Raw genomic sequence first — 13585 nt, 5'->3', positions numbered from 1 at the left:
GGACGGAAAAGGGCGGGGCGACCACTGTCGCCCCGCCCTTTCGTGTGCGGCCGGTCAGCCGTCGGACGCGCACGCCCGTCCCGCGTCGGTGACCTGGTAGATCTTGATCCGGCCGAAGCGCTGCACCAGCCTGACCTTGTCGCTGGCGTCCAGCAGAGCCTGCTTGTAGTTCTTCGTCGCGGCGGGAATGCCCCGCTTGCCGACGACGACGTACTCGACGCCGAACCGGCGAACTTCGCAACCGGCGGGGACCGCACCTTCGTTGCCCACGAGCCAGCTGAAAGCGGCCCAGCGGCGCACGTAGTCGTCGCCCGCTTCGCTGAGGCCGGGCAGCGGCGGGATGCCGAACAGCAGCGGGTTCTGGTAATCGGCGTACGCCCAGGACATGAACTCGCGGTGCCGGTCGTAGGCCACCGTCCTGCCGGGCGGGGTGTTCTCGCGGAGCCATTCATATGTCTGCACGTAGGAGTTGCCGAGCGGAGCCCTGTTGATCATGGCCGTCCGCAACGGCTTCCAGCTCGACGGCACGGCGCCCAATCCGATGAGCGCGAGCACCAGGACCGTCGCGGCCACCGCGGCCGGCACCGCCGATTCGCGCAGGCCACGGGCCTTGGCCACGAGCCGCGACAGGAGCCACTGGATCGCGATCCCGATGACGACCGCACCGACCACCGTCAGGATGCCGTAGACCGGGAAGATCATCGAACGGACCCGTTCGCGGACGCCGTACCAGAGGCCCGCCAGAGTGGCGGCGGCGGTCGACTCGGAACTGGTGGTCCAGATGCCGATGGCGGTGAAGAGGGCCCCGGCCACGAACCACGGCCGGGCCCAGCGCAGCCGCGGGATGATCAGGCAGAACGGCGAGACCAGCAGGCAGGCCATCGTGATGACCACTGCGACGCTGATCGGTGACATCGTGAAGACGAAGTCCTTGCTCGGCACCAGCGGGTAGCCGAAGAGCGCGTAGCGCTGGGGGTGGGTCACCCAGTACTCGAACGACTTGTCCCACATGTTCGGCAGGGCGGGCTCGTTGGAGGTCCGTTCGCCGTTCGCACCGAGCAGGGCACCCAGCAGTGGAAGCAGCGGCAGTAGCGCGGCGACGACCATGGTGCCGAGGGCGGTGGCGCCGTCACGCAGCTTGAACGGCGCGCGGAGCGCCAGCACCACGCCGATCGTGAGCACCCCGATGAACAGGACGTCGTAGGTGTGCGTCATGACCAGGCCGGCACCGGCGAGCCCGGCCAGCAGCCCCAAACGGATGGGGTGCGGGCCGCGCAGCGCGAGGGCCACCAGCAGCGCGATGGCACCGGCCATGGCCGGTGCGGTCTGCTCGTTGATCCGCCCGTTGATCACAGAGACCCACATCGGGCCGATGAAGGCGGGCGCGGTCGCGGCGCAGGCGGCGACGACCGGCCGGGCACCGAGCGCTCGAGCGGCGCCGTAGACACTGGCGACCAGGGCGAGCGGGCCGAGGATGATGGACCAGGCCGCCATCGCGGTGCTGATGTGCCCGCCCGTGATCTGTACGGCCTGAGCCCAGGAGATGTCGGCGGCCAACGGGTAGAACTTGCAGGAGACCACCACCTCGTTGACGCCGGATGTGCACGCCGACGTGACCATGACGCTGCCGGTGTCCAGGATGCGGCGGGTCAGGAAGCCGTGGTTCATGGCGTCCCAGCCGGGTGGGGCGACGAGCCGGCCGAGCATCAACCAGCCGAAGGCGATGGTGATCGCCGACGGGACGGCGACACCGGCCATGTCGACCCAGCGGGGACGGACCGAGGGGAGCGGGCGGAAGCGGGCACGCAGACTCGGCCGACCACCCTCCTCGTCCGCGGTGCTCAGCCCCCGCCAGAACAGGCGGGACACGACGACCGCGGCGCCGGCCAGCACCAGTTCCGCGACGAGCACCGCCAGGGCGCTCCGGGGCAGGCCCAGCGTCGGCAACCACGCCATTCCGACAGTGACCAGACCGAGGGTGGTTGCCGGGGCGGCGGCCCACACGGCCCACCGGTAGCGCCCCGGGGGTAGGGCGAAGCCGAGCACCGCCCCGGGCACAAGGGCCACGACGAGGGCGATCAGGGTTGTGAACACGCAGATCCTTCCTTGGGGACGGTAATTCTCCGCGGCTACCGCCGTCATCGATTGCTGCGTGGGCGGCCGTCGCTTGGGCCAGGCGGCCGGCCCAGTATAGGAAGCGGCGACCGACGAGGTTTTCCCGAGACCGGACGCAATCCGCGGCGCTCAGGACGTTCTCAGGTGGAGCCGATTCGCGCCGACCCGCAGGGGTGGCGATCCGGACCCCGGAGGACTTTTCGCCTGACACTGCGGCACCCGAGCGATACCGGCGCGTTCCTTCGCGTTAAGGTCACACCAGCGCGGTGGCGGGTGGCCGCGTGAGCGCCGGTTGCCGTCGCGGGTCAGGATCGGCGGGCGGGCAGGTGGGCAGCCTTGGCCGACCGGTCGTCCGTTGGTGGCTCGGCGAGGGGCTTGCCGGCGACGCCCGGCACGCCCACGATCGCAGCAGAAACGGGGATCCATGCCGTCGCGGCGCCAGTGGTGGCCCGTGTAGCCAGTCGTCGATCTCTTAGGGAGCTAGTCCTTGTTCGGTAAGTTGATGGGACCGGCGGGAGTCGCCGCCCGCGGCGCGCTGCTGCTGCTGGCCTACGTGGTGATGCTCGCCGCCGGTGCGCTCGGCTGGGCCGCCGCCTTCACGGTAGCCGGGTTGGCGGCCGTCGGCGGCGAGTACGCGCTGGCCCGCTGGTCGCCCGCCACGCACACCCTTCTTGAGAAAGTCGGCCTGCGCGGGGACTATCGCCAGCTCACCAGGGACCTCGCGATCGTCCTGCTGGTGGTGGCCGCGGTACGCCCCAGCGCGGGGCAGCTCAGCCTGATCCTGCTGCTGCCGGCCACGGTCTGGCTGATCTCGGTCTTCGCCGGCGCCCTCGCCACCATGATCGACCGGCGCAACCCGACCTCGGCGCTGGTACGCAACATCGACCTCGGGCCGATGCGCTCGGCGCCCCGTCCGCCGGAGTGGGCGGCCTGGCTGGCCGGAGACCGGCTGGCCCTTGTCAACGTGGTGCTGGCGCCGGCCGCCGTGGCCGCGGCCGTGCTCGACAGCGTCGCGCCGGTGCTGGTCGCGGGAGTGGTGGCGGTGCTCGCCGCCGCGGTCGTCGGCGGGATCGTCGCGCTGACCTGGCTGCGCGGCCGGGGGTCCGGGCAGAGCCCGCTGCTGCCCGCCGTCCAGCGCTGGCTCGACACCCACCGGCCCGAGGTGGCGCTCTACTTCGCCGGCCCGGCCAAGGACGTCTACCAGGCGAACATGTGGCTCGCTCCGACCGAGGCGCTGGAGCAGCGCGCGGTGGTGCTGATGCGTAGCCGGGAGGCGTTCACCGAGCTCGCCGACACCCGACTGCCGGTGATCTGTGTGCCGGCCGGGGTGGACTTCATGAACCTCGAGCTGGGCAGCGTACGCACGGCGCTCTACGCGGCGAACGTCGGCGCGAACATCCACATGCTCCGCGAGCCGGGCATGAAGCACGTCTTCGTCGGGCACGGCGACAGCGACAAGGCGGCCAGCGTCAACCCCTACAGCAAGGTGTACGACGAGGTCTGGGTCGCCGGTCTCGCCGGTCGCGAGCGGTACGCCCGGGCGGGGGTGGGCGTGCTCGACACCGACATCGTGGAGATCGGGCGCCCGCAGCTCGCTGGCGTGCACACCTTCGGCGCGGAGTCGGTCGATCGGCCCTTCACCGTGCTCTACGCCCCGACGTGGGAAGGCTGGCTGGACGACGACCCGTACCACACCTCGCTCGTGCTGATGGGGGAGCGGATCATCCAGGGTCTGCTGGCGACGAGGCCCGAGGTTCGCGTCATCTACAAGCCGCACCCGCTGACCGGCTCCCGCTCCAAGGACGCCAAGGCAGTGCACGAGCGGTTGGTGGAACTCATCCGGGACGCCGGCGGTGACGCCGACGCGACCTCGCTGGACGGCACCCGGCACCTCGTGGTCACCGGCCGGACGCCGGCGCTGTTCGACTGTTTCAACCAGACTGACCTGCTGATCAGCGACGTCTCCAGTGTGGTCTCGGACTTCGTGCAGAGCGAACGGCCGTACGTGGTGGCCAACCCGGGCGGCCTGCCGGAGGACGAGTTCCGGCGGGAGTACCCGACCGCGCGGGCGGCGTACCTGCTCTGCCGGGACTGCGGCGAGCTGGAGAAGATCGTCGCCGTGACCCGGGCCGACGACGACCCGATGGTCGAGGCCCGGCGTGAGCTGAAGACCTACCTGCTCGGCCCGGCCGAGGCGAACCCGATGGACCGGTTCCAGGAGGAGATCGCCCGGCTCTGCCGCTGAAACGGCGCGACCGACAGGAACGGCGGTGGACGGGTTCCGTCCACCGCCGTTCGTCGTCGGCTCAGCCCTGCCGCTGCGGCGGGTTGTCCACGTCCCGGGAGATGACCTCGCCGCGGTCGTCGACCCAGCCCTTGGGCCGGGCCGGGTTGCCGGCGACGAGCTGGTACGGCGCGACGTCCTTGGTCACCACCGAGCCGGCCGCGATCATCGCGTACTCACCGACCTCGATTCCGCAGACCAGGGTCGCGTTCGCGCCGATCGAGGCGCCCCGGCGCACCATCGTCGGGGTGATCTTCCAGTCCGGATTCTGCGCGCGCGGCCGGAAGTCGTTTGTGAAGACGGCGCACGGGCCGACGAAGACCTCGTCCTCCAGGGTCACCCCCTGGTAGACGGAGACGTTGTTCTGAATCTTCACCAGGTTTCCGACCGTGACGCCGGCGTCGACGTACACATTGCGGCCGATGACACAGCCGGCACCCACCTCCGCCGACGACCGGATGTGGGCCAGGTGCCAGACCTTGGTGCCGTCGCCGACCCGCGCCCCCTCCTCCACATCGGCGGTGGGGTGGACGAAGACCGAGGGGGACGGGGAACTGCTGTCAGTCATCCTTCAACTCGCATGGGTCGCAGGGCGCGCCGGGCGCCGTCGGTGACCCGCGTCGGCATGCGCCGGGACGGCCGTCGGCCGCGCGGATCGGGGCTGCCACGCCCGCCCAGGCACGGAGCGTGGGGCCGGGGCGCACGGGACTCGGCGTAGCATAGCGACCGCTCAGGCCAGCAGCGCCGCCACCGCGTCGGCGGCCGGCTGATCAGCCGGAAGCGTCTGCGTCGACACCACCGCCGCCACCGGCAGCGGGCCGTACAGGTGGGGAAAGAGCTGCCCGCCCCGCGAGGGCTCCCAACGCAGCCCGTCGCCCAGGCGTTCCGGGTCCACGGTCAGCAGGGTGAGCCCGGTGGCGCCGGTGAAGTGTCGCCGGGCCGTCTCCACCACCTGGTCGGCGGCGGAGAGATGGATGAAACCGTCCTGCCGGTCCACCGCCGAGCCAACCAGGTGGCCGACCGCCCGGGCGTCGTCCCACTCGACAGTCGGCAGCAACTTGTAGATCACTGTGGCAGCCTACGCGGGCCGGCAGGCGTTTCGGCCGTACCGCCGCCGACGCCGGTCGCGGCCCGGCATGCTCAGGTGGAGCAGGCGGCGGGAGGGTGAGATGGAGAGCTACGACGAGGACTGGACCGATACCCAGCGCGCGCTGTACGACGAGTGCTACCGGGCCGGCGGCGAGTGGGCCGAGGACCCGGACACCCCGTCCGATGACGTACAGCACGTGATCAACCTGGCCGAGGCGGACGACGACGCCTTCACCGACGCCGAGATCGACTACCCGCCCCTGGTCGACGCGGTGACCCAGGCCACCGGGGTCAACGTCACAAGCGTGCCGGCCCGCCACGACGACCCGGGTTTCCGAGGCTTCGTCGACGGCGTCCGGGACGGCGTCGACGACGACGTCTTCGGCCTCTAGGGCCGTCCCGGGGAGGCGGCCCTCCCGCTCGCGGCAGCCTTCTGCCACCATTCGCAGGACGGTACTGCGATGGACGGGGGCACGGGTGCGGATCCTGCTGGTGGAGGACGACCGCCGGGTGGCCGCCGCGCTCTCCTCCGCCCTCACCCGCCGCGGGTACCAGGTTGAGCACGCCGCCACCGTCGCCGCCGCGCTCGCCGCCGCCCCGTGCGACCTGGTGCTGCTCGACCTGACCCTGCCCGACGGGGACGGCACCGACCTCTGCCGGGAACTGCGCCGGCGCAGCAGCCAACTCGGCATCATCGCGGTGACCGCCCGGGGGGAGGAACGCGACCGGGTGCTCGGCCTTCGTCTCGGCGCCGACGACTACGTCGTCAAGCCGTTCTCGATGGTGGAGTTGCAGGCCCGCATCGAGGCGGTGTTGCGCCGGGCCGCGAACGCCACTCCGGAGCGGCACCTGATCGAGGCCGGCGGGGTGCGCATCGACGTCGCCGCCCGGACGGTGACGGTCAACGGCCGGGAGGTCACGCTGACCCGCAAGGAATTCGACGTGCTGCTCTCGCTGGCCCGTCAGCCCGGGGTGGCGGTGCCACGCGACCGCATCCTGCTCGACGCCTGGGGCACCACCTGGACCGACCGGCACACCGTCGAGGTGCACGTCGGGTCGCTGCGCGGCAAGCTGGGCGACGCCCGCCTGGTCGAGACAGTACGCGGGGTCGGTTACCGGCTGCGCGATGCGTGAGGGGCCGCCGTGCGCCGTCGACTGGTGATCAGCTATCTGCTGCTCATGGTGCTCGTCCTCATCGCGTTGGAGACCCCGCTGGCCGCCACCCTGGCCAGCCGCGAGACCGAACGGGTACGCGCCGACCGGCTCGCCGACGCCACCCGGTTCGCCTCGCTGGCCGGGCCGGTGCTGCGCGGCGGCGGGCCGGGCCCGCTGGAGGCGGAGCTGCGCAGCTACGACGAGCTGTACGCGATCGGCGCGGCGGTCGTCGACCGGGAACGGGGCACCGTGGTCGCCTCGGCGAGTTGGCGGCCGGCCACGGGGACCCGAACGGCGCTGGACATCGCGCTGTCCGGGCAGCAGACCAGCGCCCCCGATTCCATCCTGCCGTGGACGGCCGACGCGGTGGTGGTGGCGGTGCCGATCAACGACGGCGGCGAGGTGCTCGGTGCGGTGGTGATCGTGACCCCGGCCGACCCGATCCGCCGGACCGTCACCGCCTGGTGGCTGCTGCTCGCCCTGGCCGGGCTGCTCGCCGTGCTGGCCTGCGTGCTCACCGCGTTCGGCCTGGCCGGCTGGGTGCTGCGCCCGGTCACCGAGCTGGACGCGGTCACCCACGAGATCGCCGAGGGCGACCGGAGGGCCCGGGTGCTGCACCGGCTCGGCCCGCCGGAGCTACGCCGGCTCGCAGCAAGCTTCAACCACATGGCCGACGTGGTCTCCGACGTGATGGACCGGCAGCGGGCGTTCGTCGCGCACGCCAGCCACCAGCTGCGCAATCCGCTCACCGCGCTGCGGCTGCGGGTGGAGGAGCTGGGCCCCAGCCTGACCGACCCGGACGGGCGCTTCGAGCATCGGCTGGCCCTGGAGGAGACCGACCGGCTGGCCCTGCTCCTCGACGCGCTGCTCACCCTGGCCCGCGCCGAACGCGAGGAGAACGAGCGGGTCACCGTGGACGCCGCCGCGGTGGCCGCGTCCCGGGTGGCCGCCTGGGCGCCGCTGGCCCGGCACCGGTCGGTCGCGCTGCGGCTCGTCACGACCGACGCTCCGGCGTACGCCCGGACCGTCCCGACCGCCGTCGACCAGGCGCTCGACGCGCTGATCGACAACGCGGTGAAGTTCAGCGCCGCCGGCGGAGCGGTGACGGTGACCGTGGCCGGCCGCGACCACGGGGTGGCCCTGGAGGTGCGCGACACCGGTCCGGGTATGACCGAGAGCCAGCTCGGCCAGGCCACCGAACGGTTCTGGCGGGCACCGGACGCGCAGAACGTGGACGGTGCCGGGCTCGGCCTGACCATCGCCGCGGTGCTGGTGGACGCCTCCGACGGGCGGCTCACCATGCGCCGGGGAGAGCCGTGTGGCCTGGTCGCCGACCTGTGGTTCCCGGCGCCTCAGCCGGGTCCCGTAACGGAGCCCCCGGACGAGGAACCGGCCGTCGACCTACGCTCCACCCTCACCCGGTGACGGGCCGGGCCTCAGGGCTTGGCCGCCCGGTACCAGTCGGCGGCCCCCGGGTGTAGCGGCAGCGGCGCCGTGGCGATCGCCGAGCGGGGGCTCATCCGCCCCGCCGCCGGATGCGCGGCGCCCAGCTCGGCCCGCCGCTCCATCAGCAGCCGGGTCACGTCCCGGACCAACCGCTCCGGGAGGCCGGCCTGGACTATCAGGTAGTTCGGGTTGGCCACAGTGGTCACCGGGTCCACGCCGTACACCGAGCGGGGAATGTCCCGGGAGACGTAGACCTCGCTGTAGCGGGCGCGCAGCGCCTCCGTCCACTCGCCGAGGTCCACGATCCGGGTGGCGCTGCGCCCGGCCAGCTCCTTGATGCCCTGCACCGGCAGCCCGCCCGAGAAGAAGAACGCGTCGATCCGCCCGGCGCGCAACGCGGTCACCGAGTCGTCCAGCCCGAGCCGCTCCTGACGCACCCCGTCACCGAGCTGGGCGACCTCCAGCAGCCGCATCGCGGTGATCTCGGTGCCCGATCCGGGCGCGCCGACGGAGACCCGCCGCCCGCGCAGGTCGGCGACCGTGCGGACCGGCCCACCGCCGGTCGTCACCAGGTGCAGTTGGTCGTCGTAGACCCGGGCGACGGCGTCGACAAGCGGGCTGTCCGTCGTGGTGGTGGGCAGCACGTCGGCCTGGGTGAAGCCCAGCTCGGCCTCGCCGGAGCCGATCAGCCGGACATTCTCCGCCGAGGCGGCGGTGACGACCACGCTGGCCCGCACGCCGGGCAACTCCCGGTTGAGGATGGCCGCCAGGGACTGCCCGAAGGCGTAGTAGACGGCGGTGGGGCTGCCCGTGGCGATGCGGATCAGCAGCGGCTCGGCCGGGGCCTCCCGGCAGCTGGCGGCCCCGGTCAGGGTCGCGGCCAGCAGCAGCGTCAACAGCACCGCCGTCCCCTGACGGCGGTGACCGGGCCGGCTGGGCGAGGTACCACTCACGCGGTGCACTGTGCGCCGTCGGACCGGTGCGCGCAAGCCCGTTCGACAGGCCGGGATCCCGGCCGGGCCCGGGTCAGCAGGCGGGGCGGCGCTCCGGTTGCGGTGCAACGGTGCCGGCCGGCTCCGTGGCGGTGGTACGGGCCGGCTCCATGGCCGCGCTGCGCAGGATCCGTTCCCGATCCGGTCCATCGGCGACGCTGACCAGGAAGCAGCCGGTGCCGGGACGCAGCAGGGCCGGCACGTCGAGTACGGCCGCGCCACGGATCAGCACCGCGGCCAGCTCCCGATCGGTGAGCCGAACGCCGAGGATGTGCCGCCGGACGTGCCGCCCGCCGGCCAGCAGCGCCGAACGCCAGGCCGCCGCGGCGAGCCGGGACACCCACCGCCGGCGTGCCGGTGAGGCGCCGGGCAGCGGACCGCCGAGCAGCTCCCGACGACCCTGCCACCAACCGGCGTCGAGCATCCGGACGTACGCCCCATGGTGTTCCCGGGGCACCCAGAGCCGGTGCAGCTCGTAGCGGCGGCGCAGGCCGCCGACGGCCACCTCGTGGGTCACCGGGATGTCCAGCCGGGCGAGCAACTGCCGCATCCGCTCGGCGGCGTCCTCCCGGTTGAACTCCACGCCCGGCGAGGCCGACCGCAGCGCCGCCGCCGACCGGGTGGCGGTCGGCCGTGGCGTGCAACGCAGCAGGCAGGCGGCCTCGAACGCGTCGCCCAGGGTCAGCCAGTCCAGCGGGGGTGGCGTCGCCGGGGAACGGGGCCGGTCGAGCAGGGCGGGTTCACGGACCAACGGAGGAGCTCCCTTGTCGGAGTCTGGGTTCCCCTACCGTCGCCCCTGAGCCGCCGCTGCGGAACCGGTCCCGCCCAGCCTTGAGGAAATCTTGCGGGTGCCGCCCCGCGCCCTACAGGTCGGTGACCACCAGATCCACCTGCCGGGCCCGGCCGGGGGCGGCCGCCTGCTCCACGACGGTGTGCTTCAGCTCGCGCAGCGCGCCGATCAGCTCCGCGACGGTACGCGGCCGGACCCCGGCGACCAGCAGGTCACGGACCAACCGCCCCTTGGTCGCCTTGTTGAAGTGGCTCACCACCGAGCGGACCGGCACGCCGTCGACCTCCCGCTCGTGCAGCACCCGCACGGTCACCGTCCGCTCGGCCAGCTCCCCGCGCGGCGTCCAGGTGGCCGCGTACGCCCCGGAGCGCAGGTCGAGCACCGGCCCGGAGCCCGCCGCGGCCGACAGCACAGGCGACAGCACCGGCCGCCAGTACGCCGACAGCGCCCCCACACCGGGCAGGCGGGCGCCGATCGGGCAGCGGTACGGCGGGATCCGGTCGGCGAGCCGCACCGCACCCCACAGACCGGAGCTGATCAGGATCGACCGGCGGGCCGTCCGCTGCGCCGCCGCCGGCAACGAGGCCAGGTCCAGCGCCTCGTAGAGCACCCCGGTGTAGACCTGCGCGGCCGGCGCGGTGGCCGCCACCCGCAGCCGGGCATTGCGGCGCAGCTCGCCGCGCTGGCCCTCGCTGAGCCCGAGCGCGGCAAGCGCCGCCGCCTCGTCCGGCCCGGCGCTCAACGCCACGAGCGCGTCGAGCACCCGCTCCCGGGCGGGGTTCAGCTCCGGCAACGCGACCCGGTCCGGGGACCAACGTCGACCGGTACCGGCGTCGGCCTTCCCCTCCGAGGGCGGCAGCAGGATGAGCATCGGATCTCCTCGACGGGCGGACGGCGGCGGCCCGGCCAGCGTACGACCCGCGGCTACCGCCAGGGCCGGACCGGGGTGTCGGGGTGGTACACGCGATAGCCGCCGACCTCGCGAACCGGCGCCGCGTCGGGCCGGTCGGCGAGCAGCCGGCGCAGCCGCCGGTCCATCGGCGAGCCGGCCTCCACCACGTAGCCCGGTCGCTCGGCCCGGCCGACCTGTCGCCAGTACGGCAGGTAGCGGTTCTGCCCGGGGGACAGGTCGCCGTCGAGCACACCGCAGATCACCGTCTCGTCAGTGTTGAAGATCAGCCGATTGCAGGTCCAGTAGTCCCCGTACACCTCGTGGGGGCCGTTGGCGCGCAGCGCGCCAGCCAGCTCCCGGGCGTGGCGCTCCTCGGTTCGCGACGCCCCGACGCCGGTGGTCGCGAAGAGCACGGTGATCACCAGCGTGGTCGCGGTCAACGCGGCCAGCACGGCGGTGGCCAGCGCGCCGGTGAGCCGGCCGAGCGCGCCGACCGTGCCCCGCCAGCAGGCGACGGCGGCCACCCAGAGCGGCCAGAGCACCGCCGGCAGCGACAGTTGCAGCACCGACAGGTACCGGGCGTTGTCCAGGGGGCTGGTCGCGGCGAGCGGGGTGCGCACGTACGACAGCAGGGTCAACGCGGCGCCGACGACAAGCGCGAGCTGCACCACGGGCCGGGCCCGCTCCCCGCGGGACGCCCCGGCGGCCCGGCGGTACGCGAGTACCGCGAGCACCGCGGCGACCACCAGCAGCACCGGATAGAGCAGCCCGAACCACTGCTGCCAGCGACCGCAGCCGTCCACCGGGCAGAGCCCGTGCGCCAGCGGCACCCCCTCCAGCAGGCCGCCCCGGATCCGCTCGGACCACGGCGGCAACGGGCCAGCCTTGGTGCTGACCTCCCGGAACACCGAGAGCGAGTCGGCACCGGGAGGCGCCCGCAGGTTGTCATAGATCATCGGCGCCACCCCGACCACGAATCCCGCCACCAGCAGCAGACCGGACCAGCCGACGAGCTCCCGCCGTACCGCCCACACCAGGGCCAGTCCGGCCACCGCCAGGTACGGCAGGATCAGCCAGTCCGACCAGGCGGCCAGCCCGACGAGCAGGCCGAACAGGCCGACGGCGAGCCGTCGGTGGTGCACCGTGCCGGCCGCCAGCCCCACGGTGATCAGCAGCATCAGCAGCACCGCCGGCTTCACCTCGGGCCGTCCGCCGACGACGGTGAGCTGGTCACGCACCACCCGCTCCGGTCCGAGGGCCAGCAGGCCGACGACGAAGGCGGCGAACCACGGCGCGCAGAGCCGACGGGTCAGCCGGTGGATCAGGTAGAGGAAGACGGCGTACAGCGCGAGCATCGGCAGCCGCAGCACCGGCCAGCTCGGCCCGGTCAGCGCGACCAGCGGCGCGGCGAGATAGGACTCCAGCATTCCCATGTAGTGCTGGCCGTAGAGGAAGACCGGTCGTTCGCGGCCCTGCGCGATGTGCAGCGCGGCGAGACCGAACGTGGCCTCGTCGCTGTTCGACACCGGCACGGTGTACAGCGTCAGGACCAGCCGATACCCGACGCCGGCCAGCCCGAGCAACAGCGCGACGAGCGCCGGCCGGTCGAGTCGTGGACGCCATCGCCCACGGTGCTGCTCTGGATCTGGATTCGACACGACCACGCCCCCGTCGTCGTCCCGACCGGAGTGTTTCACGGACGGCGGGCCGGCCGCTGTGGTTCGCGGGAGGCGGCGTCGCTCGCATGGCCGTGGCCGTCCACCTGTGGCAGGGTTGGCGGGTGCCACCCACTCCCGCCGGCCAGCTGGCCGTTCCGAACCTGCACCGGGCCGCGCGGATCGAGGACGCCGTGCACCAGCTCGTGGAGCGTCGGCTGCGGCGCACCGGCTGGCGAGTCAACATCATCGCGTACACCGGCTACGGCTCACCGGGCTGGGTGCGGGTGATGTGCCGGGTGCTGCTGGGTCGTCCAGACACCCGTCAGCGGGGCCGGCTGGACAAGGTCCGCGGGTGGCGCAGTTTCACCACCCTGCCCGCGAAGCACGTCACGGTGACCATCGAGGCCGGTGGGGTGCGCTGCGAGGCGCGGGCCGACCGCAGCGGCTTCGTCGACACGCTGGTCGAGGCCGATCTGCCGCCCGGGTGGGGCTCGGTCCGGCTCAGCGTGCCGGACGCCGAGCCGGTCGACGCGCCGGTGCGCATCCTCGACCCGGAGGTTCGGTTCGGCATCCTCTCCGACATCGACGACACGGTGATGGTGACCGCGCTGCCCCGGCCGCTGCTGGCCGCGTGGAACACGTTCGTGCTCGACGAGCACGCCCGGGCCGCCGTGCCCGGCATGGCGGTGCTCTACGAGCGGCTGGTCACCGCGCACCCCGGCGCGCCGGTCTTCTACCTCTCCACCGGCGCGTGGAACGTGGCGCCGACGCTGACCCGGTTCCTGTCCCGGCATCTCTACCCGGCCGGGCCGTTGCTGCTCACCGACTGGGGTCCGACCGCGGACCGCTGGTTCCGTAGCGGCCGGGAGCACAAGCGGGTCACCCTGGCCCGGCTGGCGCGGGAGTTTCCCGAGGTGCGCTGGCTGCTGGTCGGCGACGACGGCCAGCATGACCAGGAGATCTACCGGGAGTTCGCCGCCGCCCACCCGGAGAACGTCGCCGGGGTGGCGATCCGCCGGCTCTCCCCGACCCAGTCGGTGCTGGCCGGTAGCCTGCCCGCGCCGGCGGGTCGCCCGTCGTCGGGGCCGGTGGGGCAGAAGTGGCTCTCCGCGCCGGATGGCGCCGGCCTGTGGCAACTGCTGCGCGACGCCGGCCTGGTCTGAC

The 13585-nt window shown here is 73.1% G+C and carries 12 protein-coding genes; 5 read left to right on the top strand and 7 right to left on the bottom strand.

Translation table 11 applies throughout. The annotated features are described in order from the left end of the window. Positions 1-54: 54 nt before the first annotated feature. Positions 55-2094, bottom strand: a complete 2040-nt coding sequence (locus GA0070607_RS03130) for a DUF6541 family protein (RefSeq protein ID WP_089016811.1) — start codon at positions 2092-2094, stop codon at positions 55-57. 508 nt (positions 2095-2602) lie between these two features. Here GA0070607_RS03130 and GA0070607_RS03125 point away from each other — a divergent pair. After that, entirely contained in the window at positions 2603-4360 is a 1758-nt protein-coding gene (locus tag GA0070607_RS03125; RefSeq protein WP_172898970.1) for a CDP-glycerol glycerophosphotransferase family protein, read from the top strand. Positions 4361-4421: 61 nt separating this feature from the next. On the opposite strand, the gene GA0070607_RS03120 is transcribed toward GA0070607_RS03125, so the two are convergent. Both GA0070607_RS03120 and GA0070607_RS03115 read right to left on the bottom strand, forming a co-directional pair. Further along, positions 4422-4967: an acyltransferase gene (locus GA0070607_RS03120; RefSeq protein ID WP_089016809.1), complete on the bottom strand. Its 546-nt coding sequence runs from the start codon at positions 4965-4967 to the stop codon at positions 4422-4424. A gap of 162 nt (positions 4968-5129) precedes the next feature. Beyond that, complete coding sequence (locus GA0070607_RS03115) at positions 5130-5468, bottom strand: DUF952 domain-containing protein (RefSeq protein WP_089016808.1); 339 nt, start codon at positions 5466-5468, stop codon at positions 5130-5132. Positions 5469-5568: 100 nt separating this feature from the next. Here GA0070607_RS03115 and GA0070607_RS03110 point away from each other — a divergent pair, with 100 nt between their 5' ends. The 3 genes from GA0070607_RS03110 (at position 5569) to GA0070607_RS03100 (ending at position 8068) form a co-directional block, all read left to right on the top strand. Beyond that, entirely contained in the window at positions 5569-5880 is a 312-nt protein-coding gene (locus GA0070607_RS03110; protein WP_089016807.1) for a hypothetical protein, read from the top strand. A gap of 85 nt (positions 5881-5965) precedes the next feature. Continuing rightward, a complete protein-coding gene (locus GA0070607_RS03105; protein WP_089016806.1) occupies positions 5966-6622 on the top strand; it encodes a response regulator transcription factor in 657 nt (218 codons plus the stop codon). 9 nt (positions 6623-6631) lie between these two features. Continuing rightward, on the top strand, positions 6632-8068 hold the full coding sequence (locus GA0070607_RS03100) for a sensor histidine kinase (RefSeq protein WP_089016805.1): 1437 nt from the start codon (positions 6632-6634) through the stop codon (positions 8066-8068). Positions 8069-8079: 11 nt separating this feature from the next. Here GA0070607_RS03100 and GA0070607_RS03095 read toward each other — a convergent pair whose 3' ends face one another. From GA0070607_RS03095 to GA0070607_RS03080, 4 genes are all read right to left on the bottom strand, one after another. Then, positions 8080-9042 (bottom strand): TAXI family TRAP transporter solute-binding subunit, encoded by a 963-nt coding sequence (locus GA0070607_RS03095; protein ID WP_408630865.1) that lies wholly within the window; start codon positions 9040-9042, stop codon positions 8080-8082. 73 nt (positions 9043-9115) lie between these two features. Next, complete coding sequence (locus GA0070607_RS03090) at positions 9116-9832, bottom strand: hypothetical protein (RefSeq protein WP_231930794.1); 717 nt, start codon at positions 9830-9832, stop codon at positions 9116-9118. Between the two features lie 112 nt (positions 9833-9944). After that, entirely contained in the window at positions 9945-10742 is a 798-nt protein-coding gene (gene yaaA / locus GA0070607_RS03085) for a peroxide stress protein YaaA (protein ID WP_089016803.1), read from the bottom strand. Positions 10743-10795: 53 nt separating this feature from the next. Then, on the bottom strand, positions 10796-12421 hold the full coding sequence (locus GA0070607_RS03080) for an ArnT family glycosyltransferase (protein WP_408630864.1): 1626 nt from the start codon (positions 12419-12421) through the stop codon (positions 10796-10798). 86 nt (positions 12422-12507) lie between these two features. On the opposite strand from GA0070607_RS03080, the gene GA0070607_RS03075 reads away from it, so the two are divergent. Then, on the top strand, positions 12508-13584 hold the full coding sequence (locus GA0070607_RS03075) for an App1 family protein (RefSeq protein ID WP_408630863.1): 1077 nt from the start codon (positions 12508-12510) through the stop codon (positions 13582-13584). Position 13585: the final 1 nt, after the last annotated feature.

Origin of the sequence: Micromonospora coriariae, from assembly GCF_900091455.1 — a bacterium.
Taxonomy (GTDB): domain Bacteria; phylum Actinomycetota; class Actinomycetes; order Mycobacteriales; family Micromonosporaceae; genus Micromonospora; species Micromonospora coriariae.
This window is presented reverse-complemented; position numbering and strand designations above follow the sequence as displayed.